Here is an 18056-nt window from a genome sequence, read left to right on the forward strand (position 1 = left end):
ACAAAGGTCAACAGGCCCTAGTGCTGGAATACACTTTTCACACGTTGTGGCGTTTAGTAAACAATGAGAAGTACAAATGAAATCCATATCACTCCAAAAAAAGTTCATGCTTATCGTTGGCGGTAGCATAGCTTTGATGTTACTCATTACGGCGTTTTTCTTAGTCAATACCGTTGCTGATAACACCCGCAGTCGCGTAGAAAAAGAGCTTAAATCCTTAGTTGCACGTGAGGCTAATGACGTTGAAGGCTTCTTTGCAACCTATGGCGGCGTCGCTAGAGCGTTCCTAAGTAGTCCTTTTCTACAAGATTTTTTTACGCGCCATAACACGCGAGGGGCGCCCGAAAGCCAACTGGCTCAATCCAAAGATATTTATGCCACTTTTGAGGGCATCAGCAGCCAAGATCCCATCATTAAATCGGCGTTCTTTGGTTCAGCTAAGACGGGTGAATACTTCTATGAAGAGGGCCGAGTCGGCGTCGACACTTCGGGTCCTGATGCTGGCAATCCTAACGCCGGTTACTTTGCAACTAAGCGTCCGTGGTTTACTACTGCCGTTGAAAAAGGAAAGCTATATGTAACGCCTCCTGCTGTCGATTCCCAAGATGGAAGCGTATCTGCAGTAGTACAAACCCCGATATACAAAAATGGAGCGTTACTGGGCGTTGGCGGGGTCGATATTCTTATTAGCACAGTGGGTAAGGTCATAGATGCCATTCGTTATGAAGAACAAGGCACGGCGTTTTTACTCGATGAAAACCAAAACATTGTTTACTTTCCAAAACAAAGCAAAGCGTTGCCACTAAGCTCCTCTATTCGCAACTTTGACAGCGTGTTTGATAGCACCGAAGGATTTGGTAAGTTGGCAAGTAATATAGCGGCTAATGAATCTGGTATTGTGCACGTAACCTGGAAGGGGGAAGACTATGTTGCGGTTTTTGAGCACGCTCAGTTAACTAACCCACAAATGAACTGGTCGCTGGGTATTCTTATCCCTGCAAGCATCATTGATAGCCCTATAAATAATGCAATTACTACGGCAATTATCGTCGCCTTTGTGATTATTGGATTAATAGCGCTTATTACTTATTTTGCGAGTGCTAAAGTCACTCAGCCTTTGGTCGAAATGCGCAACGCTATGGCGGAAATAGCGCATGGCGACGGCGACTTAACCAAGCGTCTGGAAGTTAAGAGTAACGACGAAATCGGTGCGCTTGCTATAGAGTTTAATACTTTTACCGATAAACTAAGATCGCTACTTAAAGATACTGCCGCTAACACCAAGGCTGTTTCTGATGCAGCGGATCACCTTCGAGATGTGAGTCACGCCACTAGCAAGGAAATTAACCAAGAGCGTAGTCAGGTGGACAATGTGTCTACGGCAGTGACGCAGATGGCTGCTACCGTCGTTGAAATTTCAAAAAATGCGGCACAGTCCAGTGACGCTGCGACTAAAGCAGACGAATTAGTGCAAGCCGGCAGTGAGCAAGTGCAAGATGCTATGAGAGAAATTCGCGCGCTGGCTGACGCCATTAGTCAGGGTGTTGAAGTCGTAGGCGGATTGAGTAAAGAGTCAGATAGCATCGGTGCTGTAGTCGATGTCATTAACAGCATAGCTGAACAAACTAATTTGCTGGCATTAAACGCAGCCATTGAAGCGGCGAGAGCCGGTGAACAGGGGCGCGGCTTTGCCGTTGTTGCAGATGAAGTTCGCTCATTAGCAAGTCGTACACAAGAATCGACGACTGATATACGAAAAATGGTAGAGCGATTGCAGGCGATGTCTGAGCAGACCAACAGTGTTATGCAGGAAGGACAAACCCGTTCTCAATCTGGTGTCGATAAAACAGAGAAAGTGGTCGAAACGCTTAAAGACATTACCCAGTCTATAGGTTTGGTTCACGAGCAAAGTACGCACATAGCACTTGCTACCGAGCAGCAAACGGAAGTGGCGCAAGATATTAATAAGTCGCTCGTAGCTATCACTGGTTTAAGTGATAAAACTAGTCAGCATGCAGAAGAGTTAGCTGTGGAAGCTACGCAGCTAAGTGCCGTCTCTGGTGACTTAAAAGAATTGGTGGGGCAGTTTAAAATTTAGCGCCATTCATACCGTTAACCGCGCATAATGCGCGACAGTCTTTAATTAGAGCGTTGTCGCTTGCCAACATTGTTGGCAAGCGAATTATTTTATTCCCTAGTTTGACATAAGTTTCCGAAATACAGTTTGGAAAACCTATGGCTTGTGCGTTTGCGAAAGGGCAATGAAATCATCTACAAACCCCAATACGTCCTGCGCTTTTCTATGACCCAAGTACAGCGTTTTTGATACGCCTTGTTCACCTAGCGACCGACAAGTCAGGAGATCGCTTTCTTTTGATTCATCAATTAACCATTTAGGTAGCGCAGTAACACCACGTCCCGCTGCTACCATTTGTAAGATGATCTCTGTGGTTTCAATCGTTTTATGTTGCCTCACTGTGCAATTGGCAGGAGTAAGAAAATGCGTGAATACGTCCAGTCGACTGAGTTCTACGGGGTAGGTGATAAGGGTCTCATTGCTTAAGTCTTTCGGTGTAACAAATGGTTTCTCTGCCAAAGGGTGGTGCTTATCCATTACCAACACTTGTTCATATTCGAACACTGGCGTGTAGGTAATGGTTTCAAGTGAAAGAGGGTCTGGCGTGAGCAATATATCAATATCGTACCCGTGAAGCGCTTGTAAACCGCCAAAAGAGAACGCGCGGCGTACATCTACATCAACATCTGGAAAGGCTTTCAAAAAAGGCGCCACTACCTTGAGCAACCATTCAAAACACGGGTAGCACTCCATCCCAATACGTAATATGCCCTGTTTACCATCGGCGAATCTGCGTAATTGGGCTTCAGTATGCTCAAACTGGGGTAAAACTCGGTGAGCTAAGCCCAATACACTCTGACCCGCCTGAGTCAGCGTTAGTCTTCTGCCGTCTTTTTTCCAAAGCGGTACGTCAAAATGGGCTTCCAACTTTTTCATAGCGTGACTTAACGCTGACTGGGTTAGAAAAAGCGATTTTGCCGCTTCTGTCATCGTGCCTTCAGCATCTATCGCTCTTACTATTCGTAAATGTTGTCTATCAATCATAATAAATTACAACCAGTTTAACGTTTTTGAAGAGGGCTTGGGGCAGCACTGACTATAGTCACGGCGTCCGACAGGCGAGTTTCAATTATCTCTTTTATGATAATTGATATTTCTCTAAAGGTCTTTCGTCCAGGCGCAGTGTTTCTCCACGCTAATGAGTGCTGACGCTCAATAGGCATATCGGCAATCTCACACACGTGTAATGCTTCAGGCTTGTGCAACTCAGAATGAATATAAAGCCCGGGTAGGAAGGCTACACCCATGCCCATTACCACCATTTGACGCAAAGTATCGAGGCTGGTGCCCTCATAATCACGCTGTAAATCTGCCCCAATCTCATCGCAAATGCGCTGCACTTGATGATGAAAGTGATGTCGGTCTTCGAGTGTTAACACTTTCTCGCCGCTTATTTCTTCTGGCTTAACATAGGCTTTTCCTGACAATTTGTGATCAGAAGGCGTGACGAATTTTAAAGGCTCTTTGAAGAGTGGTTGCGTGATCAATTGAGAGTTTTCGCCCGAAAGTGGGGAAAGAATTAGGTCATATTCACCACGCAGTAGACCGTGTTGCAATGCGTTAGGGGCGCCTTCTCGAACATAGAAGCGCAAGCCGGGCTTCCGTTTGTGCAGATCTGGTAGCACAAAGGGAAGTAAATAAGGCCCTAGTGTTGGCGGTATCCCTAACCGGTAGGTTACAACTTCCCCCTCGGACAAGTCTCGTGCAATTTCGCTGAACCGTTGAGAGGCCTGCAGCACCTCTTCCGCTAAATCAAGCAAGGCTTTACCTTGGGGAGATAATAGCGTTCCCGTGCGTGATCGTTCAAAAAGCGTTAGCCCTAAGAGGTTTTCTAGCGCACTGATCTGACTGGTCAGAGTAGGCTGACTAATTCCCAGTATTCCCGCTGCTTGCCTGAAGCTTAGGTATTTAGCCACTGCAACAAAATAGCGGATTTGGTTAATTGACGGGGTCTTTCCGTTGAACTGCATGGTGAAAATGGCTCTCTCTTACTATGCTTATGGGTAGTGTTACGTAAGCAGTGATAGTATTTAGCTATCGCGAGTTAGTATATTAAACTATTAATCTATCAGGTGAAACTGGCGTAATTACATAATCATTACAATTATTAAAAAATTGGGAGTTATATATGGATCACGTTATCTCAGGTGTTGCCAAATTTCAGAAAGAAGTTTATCCAAACAAAAAAGCTACGTTTCAAAAACTAGCTACTGGGCAGAACCCTGAAGTGCTTTTCATTACGTGCTCTGATTCACGTATCGACCCGAACTTAGTAACACAAACTGATCCGGGTGAGCTATTTATCTGCCGTAATGCGGGCAACATCGTACCTCCTCACAGCAATCAAACGGGCGGTATGACAGCGTCTATTGAGTTTGCAGTTGCTGCACTGGGCGTTTCTCACATTGTTATTTGCGGTCACACCGACTGTGGCGCGATGAAAGGTGCGATTAACCCAGAAGCGCTTAGCTCACTACCGCATGTTAAAGAGTGGTTAGGTCATTGCCGTGTTGCAACTGACGTGGTTAAAGAGCGTTGCGGTCATTCTGAACTTTCTATTGACGACCTAGAAGCGGTAACGAAAGAGAATGTTGTTCAGCAAATTCAGCACCTTCGCACTCACCCTGCTGTTGCTGCCAAAATCGCAACAGGTCAGGTTAAGCTTCACGGATGGGTTTATAACATTGGTTCAGGTGAAGTGCTTTACTACAACACTGAGTCTGGTGAGTTTGATGTAATGGACGAGTCTACTGCCGAAGCACAACTTGCTCGCGGTGAATAAGGTCTGTAACCATGGTAAAAATAAACCTTTCAAACCTACGAGGCGATTTTACCGGCGGTTTAACAGCCGGTATCGTTGCTCTACCACTGGCGCTTGCACTTGGTGTAGCGTCAGGCTTAGGCCCAATGGCGGGTCTGTACGGTGCTATTGCGGTTGGCTTCTTTGCCGCACTTTTTGGCGGTACACCTGCTCAGATCTCTGGTCCAACGGGGCCTATGGTTGTTGTTCTTGCAGGCTTGTTTGCAAGTCTATCAGGCGACGCCAGCCTTATATTCACCGCCGTGATATTAGCCGGTATCTTTCAGATAGTATTCGGCTTTTTAGGCGTAGGTCAGTATATACGCTTAGTGCCATACCCGGTTATTTCGGGCTTTATGTCGGGCATTGGTGCCATCATCATTATTCTTCAAATCGGTCGCTTGCTGGGTCATGAGCCTCCAGGCGGAACGATAGGCGCATTGACATACTTGCCAACCGCGCTTGCCGATATTGATTTTGCAACCTTGGCGCTTGGCCTTGGTACCTTGGTTATTGCCTACAAATGGCCACCGCAACTGGGCAAGTATGTGCCTGGCGCACTGGCTGCACTGATTATCGGAACACTAGTTAGCTTAGCGCTGTCAGTACCGATTCTTGGTGATATTCCTACAGGCTTACCAAGTCTGCACCTTCCAGTATTTGACCAAAGCAAAGCACTGCTTATTCTTGAAGCCGCGTTTATTCTAGCTGTGCTGGGAGCCATCGATAGTCTACTTACATCTCTTGTTGCTGATAACATGACGCGTACCCGTCACGATAGTAACAAAGAGCTAATCGGCCAAGGTATTGGTAATACATTTGCTGGTCTTATCGGCGGTATCGCAGGTGCAGGCGCAACGATGCGTACTGTTGTAAATATCCGTAGCGGTGGTAAGTACAACATTTCAGGTATGGTACACGCGCTAGTTCTTCTAGCAATTGTGTTAGGTCTTAGCCCGCTAGCAGCGCAAATTCCTCACGCTGTTCTTGCTGGTATCTTGGTTAAAGTTGGTTTAGATATCATCGACTGGAGTTACTTGAAGCGCGCTCACAAAGGCCCACGTTGGGACTTCGGCCTAATGATTATGGTGCTTGCGCTAACGGTATTTGTAGATCTGATCACAGCAGTTGGTGTTGGCGTGGTATTCGCAGCATTAGCTTACGTTAAGCAAATCGCACAGCTGCAAATTGAAGAGCTTAAGAAAATCCCTGAGTCGTTAAACGACCCTAAAGAAAATGAGCTATTGGAATCTCTTAAAGACAAAGTATCAATCTTTAGTTTTGGCGGACCACTAAGCTTTGGTGCGGCTGCCGATTTGGGCCACCACGTTCGTGAGCGTGTGAAACCGGGTTCTAAAGTCACCATTTTAGATTTCTCGCGCGTTCCACTTATGGATGTTTCTGCTGCGATGGCAGTTGATACAGTTACCTCAGATGCACTAGCGGCAGGTCGTCAGCTGGTTATTTGTGGTGCTAATGCAGAAGTCAATAAGGTGCTTGAGGGCGTAAACGAAGCGCACCCAGGTATCCCCAACTTTGACACGCTACACGACGCCTTGCTTTACGCAGAAAAGCAAGTAGCCGGGACTGAAAGCAAAAACACCCGTTTTCAAGCCGCAACGCAGTCGTAAAGTAATATCAAGGTAAGATAAACCTTTCCCTTTTGGCCCTCCTTAGTGAGGGCTTTTTTGTGTCTGTTAGGCAAAGGTTTCTTTGCTAAATGTCTGGGGCCGTTTATAGCTGATGCGTGTTTACTTGGATGTCATTGAATAAACAAACATGGAAAATGTTTTATTAATTGATTGTTCAATTAAGCTTAACGCTACTGTAACAATTCCTCCCTAGAGTAGTGAGTAAACATTACACAACTACTTTGGGAAACACATGAAAACACACAATAAACTCTCGTTAGCTGTACTTGCAGCACTTTCGTCTATGACTACACCTACAGTGGCGTGGGCAGAGGAAGCAGAGCGTGCTGACGAAGAGCGCATAGAAGAAATTACCGTTGTTGGGCGAAGCGTTTCTTACGCGAATAACGCTACGAGCGACGACATGTTTAAACAACAGGCTAATCTTAGCAGTGTGTTAGCCGCGGTTGATAACCTGCCGGGTGTGCTTATTAACGAAGGTGATACCTTTGGGGCTGATGACTGGTCAACGTCTATTGTTATTCGTGGCTTTCAAGTAAACCTAAACGAGCAGCAAATTGGCATGACGGTAGATGGCATCGCCAACGGTAACTCGAATTACGGTGGTGGCGCGAAAGCGAATCGCTATATCGATACCGAAAACGTAAAAGGCGTTGAAGTTTCTCAGGGTACGGCGGATATCGCTTCCCGTTCACACGAAGCCTTGGGCGGCACACTGAATTTCACCACTATTGACCCGTCTGCGGAGCAGGGCTTAATAACCAGTGTGACTGCGGGTTCATTTGATGCGTCAAAGTATTATGTGCGTTATGAAACGGGCGAGATCTTTAAAGATACCTACGCGTGGATAAGCCTTTCAAGCCAAGAAAGCTCTGACTTTATGCAGCAAGCAGCAGAGAATACGCGTGATCATTTAGCCATGAAGTTTATCTCTACTGTTAACGACGTGTCTCTTACAGGTTACCTGTCTTACGACGATACCCACGAAGATAACTACCAGCGTATTTATGGACTGGCACAATATGAACAAAACCCAGACTGGGACCAGTTAACAGACGAATGGACAGGCGTGCCTTATCAAGATCAGGCATATCGCCGAGGTTGGTCTACTTTGCGAGAGAATCTTTTTGCCTATCTACAGGCAGAATTCACGATTGGCCAAGTCGATTTTATGACCAACGTGTATTATCACGACAACGAAGGCCGCGGGGAGTGGGTCCCACCATACATTGTTGATATCACTGATGACGGCGCAGAAGGTCATTCAGAGCTTGTAGTCGGTAATACCGTATACGGTGGCCAACAGCTTGGACAAATTTACTTTGTAGACAGGCAAGGTAATCAACTAAGTCCAATTGAAGGTTGCCAAAGCTCACTGACTTTCCCTTATGGTGGTGCTGGCCCAGAATATGACCCAGGTTGCCACGAACAAGGGGCAATTCCAGTGGGCTCTTATCGTCACACTCATTATGATAAAGAGCGCATTGGTATAAACGCTGATGCAATCTGGTATACAAAAATTGGTGATTTCGATAATACAGTACGATTCGGTATTTGGTGGGAAGACTACGAGCGTGGTGAGTCTCGCGATTGGCACAAAGTGACTAACTCGGCTATCAGCGTAGATTATGACAACGTGCCCTACTGGGTGCAGTACGACAGAACCTTCCCAGTCGATACCTTAATGTACTATGTGGAAGATGAGCTTGATTTAGGCTTTGCCCGCATTCGCGCTGGTGCCAAGAAGTTTAACGTAGATATCGAGAAAACGGACAACTTTGATTCAGCCAACAACTTAGCGGTGAATACTGACTCAGATACCTTATTCTCAGCCGGTATCGTTGCACCTTTACCCATTGAGGGAGTGGAAGTTTTCGCAGGTTACGGTGAGAACTTTGCGGCAATCAAAGATGCACAACTAGAGCGCAACGATACTGACCTTCGCTTTATAAAGCCAGAAACCGCTGACAACATTGACGTAGGTTTCCGCTACTCTTCACCTGGTTTCAATGCCAGCGTGACCTACTACAATATTGAGTTTAACGACCGTATTCAATTTACCAGTAACGAAACCTCAGAGGGCATAGACTTTCTTGAAGCCGCCGCGGGTGGGTACAAAAACGTGGGCGGTATTGAGTCTAGTGGTTTTGAAATTTCAGCAGACGTTATGTTAACCGAAGAGTTCTCGTTGTTTACTTCTATTACCTTGAGCGAGTCAGAATATGTTGCGACGGTAGGTAGTTCAGGTACGCAATACGATACACTTGACGATGCGCTGGCAGCCATCGCTGACCCTGAAAACCCAGAAGTGTCACTGGTAGCTATTGAAGGTAATACGGTTATCGGTACGCCTGACACTATGGCGGTAATTAGCCTTGATTGGGCACGCGACAACTACTTTGCAGGCCTGTCTACCAAGTACGTTGATAGCCGCTACCTGGATATTGATAATGCAGCACAAGTTGATGACTATATCGTTAGCGACTTCTATATTGGCGGCTTTATCGAAAACATTGGTTCAGGTGCTGAAGAGCTAGAAGTGCGTTTAACAGTAAACAACCTGTTTGATGAAGACTATGCGTCTACCATTGCCCCAGGTGCATTTTGGATTGGCGCGCCTCGCGCTGTTGCAGTCAACGCACGCTTAACCTTTTAATCGTGATATCATGCCTGCGGCAGCATAGCGCTGTCGCGGGTTATTTTTTACTAGATTTAAGGTTTGGAGTTGTAGCATGCCCAAGGTGGGAATGGAGCCAGTTCGTAAGAAACAATTAATTGAAGCAACGTTAGAAGTGATGGCAGAAGTGGGCTATCACGGTACAACGATTAGCTTAATTAGCAAAAGAGCTGGGCTTTCTTCAGGGATAATCAGTCACTATTTTGGTGACAAGCAAGGTTTAATTGAAGCAACGATGCGCCACCTTCTCGATGCGCTAAAAATCACGCAGCGTATTGACGATCCCCTAGAGCGGATTGATTTCATTATTGAAAATAACTTTTCACAAACGCAAGGGGCAAGTTCCGCCACCAATACCTGGTTTAACTTCTGGGCGTTGTCACTTCACAACGAAGGCTTGCATCGTTTGCAGTGTATTAACCACAAACGCTTAGAGCGTAATTTAGCGTTTAGTTACCGCAAGCTACTTAAACCTGAGCATGTCAAAAACGCCGCTGCGTCTACCGCTGCATTAATTGATGGGTATTGGCTTCGTTATTCCATGGGCAGTGTGGGTAACGGTGATTTTTCAGAGGCTGTAGCCCGTTGTAAACAATACGTTCGCGATATAGTTGCCCAATACGGAAGATAAATAAGCAAACGGAAGTTAAACAAGTACTCGGGGCTGGCGTATAAGTACCACCGAGCGAATACTGATTAGAAAAATAAAAAGGGCGGTTCGAGATAAGTCGAACCGCCCTTTTTAATTATCTACATTTTCTAAATGAGCTATGCGGACTGGTATTAGCTGGCGCCAGATACAAATCTCTATCCGGCGCGAGAAGCTAGCATGTGCTCACTAAGTGCTTAACTCAATGAGTTACCAAATTCTTACGCGCTCTTCTGGCGCAAGATAAAGTGCATCATCTGGTTTCACATCAAACGCTTCATACCATGCATCATGGTTTCTTGGTGCTTGTGCACGATAACGACCAGGCGCGTGTGTACCTGCGCGAAGTTGATTCAGCATGCTTTCTTCAGTGCGTTTTTCTTTCCACACTTGTGCCCATGCAAGGAAGAAACGCTGATCGCCTGTTAGGCCGTCAATTACCGGTGCTTCTTTGCCGTTAAGGCTAAGTTTGTAGGCGTGGTAAGCCATGGCTAGACCACCCACGTCACCAATGTTTTCACCCAAGCTGTTGCGACCATTTACGAAGTTACCTTCGATAGGCTCGTACTGGCTGTATTGCTCGGCTAGCATATCTGCTTTTTCTTCAAACGCTGCGCGGTCAGCATCGGTCCACCAATTGCGCTGAATACCGTTTGCATCTGACTTCGAGCCTTGATCGTCAAAACCATGTCCCATTTCGTGACCAATTACCGCACCGATTGCACCGTAGTTAACTGCTGCGTCGGCGTTTGGATCAAAGAATGGCGGTTGCAAAATAGCCGCTGGGAATACAATTTCGTTGAACGAGCTATTGTAGTAGGCGTTAACGCGCTGCGGTGTCATACCCCAGCGATTGCGATCCGTTTTCTCTAGCTCACGTTCTACCGATTGGTCTTGGAAGAATGTGCGTAGGTTTCGAACATTGCCTACTAAGTCTTTGTCGCTGATGGTTACGCCGTCGAAAGACTGCCATTCGTCTGGGTAGCCAATTTTAGGGTTAAATGCCATTAGCTTTTCTTTGGCATTTACCTTGGTTTCTTCGCTCATCCAGTCTAGGTTTTCAATACGCTCACCTAGTGCTGTACGCAAGTTCTCAACCAGCTCCGCCATCTGCTCTTTTGAGCTTTCTGGGAAGTATTCGTTTACGTAAATCTTGCCGATAGCAAAACCAAGTGACTCAGTACCAGACATTTGGCTCACTGCGCGCTTCCAACGAGGACGAGGCTCTTGCTGACCGCTTAGTGTACGACCAAAGAAGTCAAAGTTGGCTAGGTAGATATCTTCAGAAAGGAAATCCGCATTGTTTGAAATAGTGTGATACTTCAAGTACGACTTCCAATCGGCTAAGTCAGCTTCGTTAATAATCTTAATAACGTCTTTTACTGGCTCAGGCTGTGTAATATTCAGCTCAGGCACTTTATAACCGGTTTGAGCAAAATACGTGTCCCAATCAAAGCCAGGGTATTCGTCAGACAGTTTGCTACGCTCAATTTGATTAAGTGTAAGGTCGCGGTCACGGCGCTTTTCGCGAGGCCACTGAATTTCTGCAATTTGTGTTTCAAGAGCAAGAATGTTTGCTGCTTTTTCGGCTGCGTCTTCTTCGCCTGCAAAATTTAGCATCTGCTCGATGTGCGCTACATAAGCTTCACGAATTTTAACAAAACGTTCGCTATCGCTCAGGTAGTAGTCGCGATCAGGAAGGCCTAAACCACCAACACCAACACTTAATTGGTATTCATTTGGGTCAAGGCGGTTGTACCACATATCGCCGCCAATTGGCGTGGTTGAGCCTACTAACCAGCTGTTACCAAATGCTTTGGTTAGGTCAGTTTTGTTTTCAATGCTATCGATAGACGTGAGTACGTCTTTAATTGGCTCAATACCTTTTTCGTTGATAGTATCGGTATCCATATAAGCAACGAAAAAGTCGTGAACAAGCTTTTCTTCTGCATTTAGAGAAGACTTTTCCATTAGCCCATCAATGATGTTTTTAACTTGCTCTTCACTACGCTCTGCAAGACCCGTAAACGCGCCGTAGCGAGTTTTGTCAGCGGGCAGCTCGTAGTTGTCGTACCATGTACCGCTCGCGTACATGAAGAAGTCATCACCAGGTTTTACCGCTTCATTACGAGCGGTCAAGTCTACGCCAAAAGAGCCTAGTTCCGCTTCGCCCTTCATTTCTGGCGCTTCAACATTGCTGGTTTGTTCTTGGGCTTGTTCAGGCTGACCGCAACCAGCAAGTCCCAAAGATGCCGTAATCGCTACGGCAAGAAGTTTATATTTCATCGTTTTTCTCGTTGTGATTATAAGTGTCGTCGTTAGGTGCAGTGACACTCGTTGTTTTTAAAGTAGGCACAAATTCCTTGTTAAACGGTAAAGCATTCCGTGCCTGATTAAAATAGCTTGCGATATGTGGCGTTTCTCGCTGTAAAAAGTCTGCTACAGCAGTGTGAAACGACGGATGTTGTAATTTGTGATGAGAACGGCAATAAATGGGCTCGAAGCCTCGAAGTATTTTATGTTCACCTTGGGTGCCGGGATTAAAAAGCGATAGCTTTTTCTCAATGGCGAATTCAATGCCTTCAAAATAACAGCAGGCAAAATGTAGCCCGTCTATTTCTTTCAGTGCTCCCCAGTATCTGCCATACAGTCCTGTCTCATCATAGAAAAAGAGGGCGCTGGCTACTGCTACCTCATTCTCTATTGCCGTAACTATAAGCATGTTATCGCTCATGCTCTCGACTAGCTGCTCAAAGAACGCATCGTTCAAATATCCCACGTGACCGCTTCGTTTTAAATAGGTTACTTTGTAACACTTTGTGAAAAACTGCAGTGTCTCTGGACTAATCTCACTGCCGGTATGATGGGTGAAGCGGACGCCTTGCTCGTTCAGTTTACGTCGACTTTTCTTGATATCTTTTCTTTTGCGGGAAGTAAGCGCGTTAAGAAAATCGTCGAAATCACCATAACCGTAGTTATGCCACTGAAACTGAACCGCGTATCGGGTCAGGTAGTGGTTGGGAATACTGGGTTGAACTTTGAATTGGTCATTAGGCAAATCATCGGCTAATTCACAGGCCTCAGGCTCGTCTTTACCAATAAGTTGAGCTGAGGTGCTTTCATTGGGAAATAGCCAATGAAAAGAAGATAAAGCCTCACCAAAAACGGACTCTACATGCGCTGTCAATGTATTTTCCAGTTCACTTAAAAGTGACGGAGTAAGCGCAATGTGCCCATCAGAAAGTAGTCTAGAGCCTGTTACAGGCGTGAAGGGGATGGCCGATATCCATTTAGGATAATAGTCGAGACCGTGCTGTGCATAAGCATTAGCCCATGCGTGGTCAAACACGTATTCACCGTAGCTGTGAGTTTTCAGGTAGCCGGGAATAACGAGATTAACAGCCTCATGCTGACCTTTCGCTATAGCAATATGGCAAGGCTGCCACCCAGATTCATTGCTGCACGAGCCGCTGCGTTCTAGCGCATGTAAAAATTCATAAGAAACGAAAGGACCCGATTCTTTTGCGAGGTATTGCCAGCGCTCTTTAGAGATCTGTTCAATCGAATCTATTATTGTTATGCGATAGTTGGATGCTGTCATGCAGTTTACATCATGTAGAGGTTAAGTGCGTAAAACGCTAGATAGTCGCAATGTACGAGTAATTAACGCTAAAATAACGCGGTTTCTACGTTTAATACAGAAGAGTAAGTTTACAAAAATGTCAGAGTTCGACCGAAAAATCATTACCGACGCGATTACTCGCATGCTGGCACGACGAGAGCATAGCTTTAACGAGATTATGCGAAAGTTGCAGCAGAAGGGAATAGCGAGTGATGCTTTCATGCCTATTCTGGAGGAATTCAAAGATGCTGATATCCAAAGCGATGCTAGATTTGCAGAAAGCCGAGCTCGCGCACTGTATTTAAAAGGGAAGGGACCCCGCGCAATTAAATTAGACTTACAGCAATACGGTGTAGATGAAAGTACTGCAGAACACGCAATGAGAGAGATTGACGCTGACTGGTTTGAAAGTGCTAAAAAAGTAAAAGAGAAAAAGTTTGGCGAGTTTTATGAAACCGAATTCGCGTTGAGACAAAAGCAGAAACAATTTCTTCAATATCGTGGCTTTTACCAAGATCACATTGAATATGCTGTAAGCGCAAACGAATCTAGCTAAAACGGCTGGTTTATGCTCATGTTTACCGACAAATAGATGCCGTTGGCGATTCGTTTTATGAATACTGGCTATTTTCGTCTACTTAAAGTGAAATTTGAGCCTATCTTCTCCCCGTTACACTTAACAAAATTGCGTTATCCATGGTATTGTTGCGCAAATTTGTGTGCATTTTAATTATCCAGAGAATTATAGCGAGGATAAGCGTATTGCGTATTCGCAAACTGCCCCGATTATAAAGCTCATTAGAACAGGCAAATCGCACGTTTCAAAAATAGAATAAAGGAAGTTAGGTTTTCAATGACATTATCAACTGCTGACTTACGTAACAAGTTTATCGATTATTTTAAAAGCCATGGCCACCAAGCGGTGGCGAGCTCGTCACTGGTTCCGGCAGATGATCCCACACTTCTTTTTACCAACGCGGGCATGAACCAGTTTAAAGACTGCTTCTTAGGTGCGGAAAAGCGCAGTTACACCCGTGCGGTATCATCGCAGCGCTGTGTTCGCGCAGGTGGTAAGCATAATGACCTTGAGAATGTAGGTTATACCGCTCGTCACCACACCTTTTTTGAAATGCTGGGTAACTTCAGTTTTGGCGATTATTTCAAAAAAGAAGCGATAGAGTTTGCGTGGAATTTCCTTACCAAAGAAATTGGTTTGCCAAAAGAAAAGCTCTTAGTCACCGTTTATTCTGAAGATGACGAAGCGTTCGACATCTGGGAAAACCACATTGGCGTGCCAAAAGAAAAGATTATTCGCATTAGTACGTCAGATAACTTCTGGTCTATGGGCGATACCGGTCCATGTGGTCCTTGTTCTGAAATCTTTTACGATCACGGTGCGCACATTTGGGGAGGTCCTCCGGGAACACCAGAAGAAGACGGCGACCGCTTTATCGAAATTTGGAACCTGGTATTTATGCAGTTTAACAAACAAGCTGACGGTACCATGGAGCCACTCCCTAAGCCTTCAATCGATACCGGTATGGGCCTAGAACGTATTTCCGCTATCTTGCAGAACGTGCACAGCAACTACGAGATCGACCTTTTCCAAAACTTGATCAAATCAGCAGCATCAATTGTTGGAAGCGAAGATTTAGAAAATAAATCGCTACGGGTCATCGCCGATCACATTCGTTCGTGCAGCTTCTTAATTTGCGATGGCGTTATGCCATCAAATGAAGGGCGCGGATACGTATTACGTCGCATTATTCGTCGCGCTGTCCGCCACGGCTATCAACTTGGCGCAAACGATATTTTCTTCTATAAGCTTGTAGCATCACTTGCCAAAGAAATGGGTGAAGCGTATCCAGAACTTGTAGACCAGCTACCGGTAATTGAAAAAGTACTACGTGTTGAAGAAGAGCAGTTTAGCAAAACGTTAGCCCGTGGTATGGCTATCCTAAACGATACACTAGAAACTCTAGAAGGCGACACAGTGCCGGGTGACGTAGTGTTCAAGCTTTACGACACTTATGGCTTCCCTACTGATTTAACCAATGATGTAGCGCGTGAGCACGACCTTAAGATCGACGAAGAAGGTTTTGAAGCAGCTATGCAGGCGCAGCGGGCTCGTGCACAACAAGCTAGCAACTTTGGTGCAGACTACAACAGTAAACTCGCCATTGACCACACAACCTCATTTACTGGGTACACCGATGTAGAAGGCCAGGCGAATGTGGTTGAACTTATCGCCGACAATGCGTTTGTAGAGAAGCTTGAAGACGGTCAAGAAGGCGTTGTGGTATTAGATAGCACGCCGTTCTACGCTGAAAGCGGTGGTCAGGCAGGTGACAAAGGCGTGCTTCGCGTGGCTAACGGTGAATTCATTGTGACCGACACCCAAAAAATGGGTAATGCGTTTGCACACAAAGGTATTGCTAAAGGTTCGGTATCTAAAGGTGATACGGCAACCGCAGCGATTGATGCAGCAAATCGTGAAGCCATTAAAAAGAACCACAGCGCAACGCATTTACTTCATGCAGCACTGCGTGAAATTTTAGGTGAGCACGTAACTCAGAAAGGTTCATTGGTTGAAGCGCCGCGCATGCGTTTTGACTTCTCGCATTTTGAGGCAGTAACGGCTGAGCAACTTGCTGAGATTGAAAGGCGAGTTAACCAAGAAATTCGTGCAAATCACACGTTAGCAACTGAACTGATGGATTTAGATGAAGCTAAAGCATCAGGCGCAATGGCGCTATTTGGTGAAAAGTACGACGAAAAAGTTCGTGTGGTAACCATGGGGCCATTCTCTGTTGAGCTATGTGGTGGTACTCACGTTACACGTACTGGTGATATTGGCTTGTTTAAAATTACCAGTGAAGCGGGTATTGCATCGGGCGTTCGACGTATTGAAGCGGTTACTGGCGAACACGCACTTGAAGTTGTGCAAACACAGCAGGCAACACTGTCTTCATTGTCTGCATTATTAAAAACAGACAGCCAAAATGTGCTCGATCGCGTAGTTTCTCTACAAAATCAGACTAAAGAACTAGAAAAAGCGCTCAATTCTGCGAAACAAAAACTGGCGAGTCAGCAAGGTGCTGATATGCTTAGTAATGCAGTAGAGATAAATGGCGTTAAAGTTCTTATTGCTAATTTGGAAGGTGTTGAAGCGAAGTCATTGCGTTCAATGATGGACGACATTAAAAACCGAATTGGTGAAGGGATCGTAGTATTAGGTGTGGCTAATGACGCGAAAGTGAATCTTATTGCTGGCGTTACTAAAAACCTCACAAGTAAAGTTAAAGCGGGCGAGCTAGTTAACTTTGTCGCATCTCAAGTCGGTGGCAAAGGGGGCGGTCGTCCAGATATGGCGCAAGCAGGCGGTGATCAGCCTGAAAACTTGGGCCAGGCGCTAGATTCGGTTAACGCTTGGTTACAAGATAAGCTATAATTATTTCTGTGTATAACAGTGAGTTTTTGAAGTGACGCAGAAACATGGAATCACTGTCGCTTCCATCGGGTCGTGCCGATGGGTTGGCAAATCTTAATGGATGATGTTCAGTATTAAGGAACAGGAGCAAGCGAATGCTTATTTTGACTCGTCGAGTTGGTGAAACGCTTATGGTTGGTGACGATGTAACCGTTACCGTACTAGGTGTAAAAGGGAATCAGGTACGTATCGGTGTGAATGCACCAAAAGAAGTTTCTGTGCACCGTGAAGAGATATACATGCGCATTCAAGCAGAAAAAGGCGGTCAGCCAGGCTCTGCAGAATAATTGCATTATACGCTTCATTGGAAAAGGTCAGCTTACGCTGACCTTTTTTGTTTTAAGTGAGTAAATCTTATCGGGCTTTAGCGCAAGTCTATTGTTTCTGTTCTATTACGCCAGAAATGACGTTGTGATGTCTCGCACTAACGACCAAGTTAAGTCTCTGGGTCGTGCACAGCTTTTTTCTAGCACAATGCCTTCTGGGTGGACGATTTTTAAATCGAGACATTAACCGCTTTATCTGAGATTTTGGAGCGCTTTTAAATAACTTAAGTAAGTAATACGAATCAGCGTACTTGGTTTTGAACAAATAAATTCAAAACTTTTTGATATTATTTTTGAAAAATTGACTAAATTATTAAGGCGGGTCAGTTAAAACTGCAATGAAGCTGCACATATTCAAATGCAAATTAACGAGCATCGTTAAATAAAATTCGGTTTAATTGCTTGTATTGCGAACAAATTACTGTTTTTTTGCTCGAATCGTTTAAAATGGCAGCGGGTGAACAATTTCTTTATAAAAAAGGTTTGACTCAGGCCAATGAATCCGTAAAATGCACCCCGCAGTCAAGGAGAGGTGGGTGAGTGGCTGAAACCAGTTCCCTGCTAAGGAACCATACGCATATACGCGTATCGAGGGTTCGAATCCCTCCCTCTCCGCCATTATTCGTTGGCAGTGACGGCCAACAACAAGTTTTGCGCGTGTGTAGCTCAGCTGGATAGAGTACCTGGCTACGAACCAGGCGGT

Annotated in this window: 12 protein-coding genes and 2 tRNA genes (1 of these 14 running past the window's edge); 10 read left to right on the forward strand and 4 right to left on the reverse strand. The window is 45.4% G+C overall.

Going from position 1 to position 18056, the window contains the following annotated elements; all coding sequences use genetic code 11:
• Window positions 1-76: 76 nt before the first annotated feature.
• Complete coding sequence (locus tag ACX5KA_RS19510; RefSeq protein ID WP_039223026.1) at window positions 77-2098, forward strand: methyl-accepting chemotaxis protein; 2022 nt, start codon at window positions 77-79, stop codon at window positions 2096-2098.
• Window positions 2099-2233: 135 nt separating this feature from the next.
• Here the strand turns inward: ACX5KA_RS19510 and ACX5KA_RS19515 are convergent, their stop codons facing one another.
• Together ACX5KA_RS19515 and ACX5KA_RS19520 are read right to left on the reverse strand one after the other, a co-directional pair.
• On the reverse strand, window positions 2234-3121 hold the full coding sequence (locus tag ACX5KA_RS19515; RefSeq protein ID WP_039223024.1) for a LysR family transcriptional regulator: 888 nt from the start codon (window positions 3119-3121) through the stop codon (window positions 2234-2236).
• Window positions 3122-3138: 17 nt separating this feature from the next.
• On the reverse strand, window positions 3139-4107 hold the full coding sequence (locus ACX5KA_RS19520; protein ID WP_458731997.1) for a hydrogen peroxide-inducible genes activator: 969 nt from the start codon (window positions 4105-4107) through the stop codon (window positions 3139-3141).
• A 158-nt stretch (window positions 4108-4265) separates the two neighbouring features.
• Here ACX5KA_RS19520 and ACX5KA_RS19525 point away from each other — a divergent pair, with 158 nt between their 5' ends.
• From ACX5KA_RS19525 to betI, 4 genes are all read left to right on the forward strand, one after another.
• Window positions 4266-4919, forward strand: coding sequence for a carbonic anhydrase (locus ACX5KA_RS19525; RefSeq protein WP_458731998.1), 654 nt, complete (start codon window positions 4266-4268; stop codon window positions 4917-4919).
• An 11-nt stretch (window positions 4920-4930) separates the two neighbouring features.
• Window positions 4931-6568, forward strand: a complete 1638-nt coding sequence (locus ACX5KA_RS19530; protein ID WP_458731999.1) for a SulP family inorganic anion transporter — start codon at window positions 4931-4933, stop codon at window positions 6566-6568.
• A gap of 253 nt (window positions 6569-6821) precedes the next feature.
• Entirely contained in the window at window positions 6822-9245 is a 2424-nt protein-coding gene (locus tag ACX5KA_RS19535) for a TonB-dependent receptor domain-containing protein (RefSeq protein ID WP_458732000.1), read from the forward strand.
• Window positions 9246-9321: 76 nt separating this feature from the next.
• Window positions 9322-9897 (forward strand): transcriptional regulator BetI, encoded by a 576-nt coding sequence (gene betI, locus ACX5KA_RS19540; RefSeq protein WP_458732001.1) that lies wholly within the window; start codon window positions 9322-9324, stop codon window positions 9895-9897.
• Between the two features lie 228 nt (window positions 9898-10125).
• Here betI and ACX5KA_RS19545 read toward each other — a convergent pair whose 3' ends face one another.
• Together ACX5KA_RS19545 and ACX5KA_RS19550 are read right to left on the reverse strand one after the other, a co-directional pair.
• On the reverse strand, window positions 10126-12201 hold the full coding sequence (locus ACX5KA_RS19545) for a M13 family metallopeptidase (protein WP_458732002.1): 2076 nt from the start codon (window positions 12199-12201) through the stop codon (window positions 10126-10128).
• Window positions 12191-13516 carry a GNAT family N-acetyltransferase gene (locus tag ACX5KA_RS19550; RefSeq protein WP_321825201.1) on the reverse strand — a complete coding sequence of 442 codons (1326 nt, stop codon included), beginning with the start codon at window positions 13514-13516 and terminating at the stop codon, window positions 12191-12193. The genes ACX5KA_RS19545 and ACX5KA_RS19550 overlap by 11 nt, the downstream gene beginning before the upstream one ends.
• A 118-nt stretch (window positions 13517-13634) precedes the next feature.
• On the opposite strand from ACX5KA_RS19550, the gene ACX5KA_RS19555 reads away from it, so the two are divergent.
• The 5 genes from ACX5KA_RS19555 to ACX5KA_RS19575 all read left to right on the forward strand — a co-directional run.
• Entirely contained in the window at window positions 13635-14093 is a 459-nt protein-coding gene (locus tag ACX5KA_RS19555) for a regulatory protein RecX (protein WP_014948670.1), read from the forward strand.
• Between the two features lie 297 nt (window positions 14094-14390).
• The gene (gene alaS, locus ACX5KA_RS19560) at window positions 14391-16988 is read left to right on the forward strand and encodes an alanine--tRNA ligase (RefSeq protein WP_014948671.1); all 2598 of its coding nucleotides are present in this window, start codon (window positions 14391-14393) and stop codon (window positions 16986-16988) included.
• Window positions 16989-17122: 134 nt separating this feature from the next.
• Window positions 17123-17314 (forward strand): carbon storage regulator CsrA, encoded by a 192-nt coding sequence (gene csrA, locus ACX5KA_RS19565; RefSeq protein WP_012517705.1) that lies wholly within the window; start codon window positions 17123-17125, stop codon window positions 17312-17314.
• A 565-nt stretch (window positions 17315-17879) separates the two neighbouring features.
• Window positions 17880-17971: transfer RNA gene (locus tag ACX5KA_RS19570), tRNA-Ser, on the forward strand.
• A gap of 37 nt (window positions 17972-18008) precedes the next feature.
• Window positions 18009-18056, forward strand: a tRNA-Arg gene (locus ACX5KA_RS19575); it runs 29 nt beyond the window's last position.

It is taken from the genome of Alteromonas alvinellae (genome assembly GCF_902705805.1).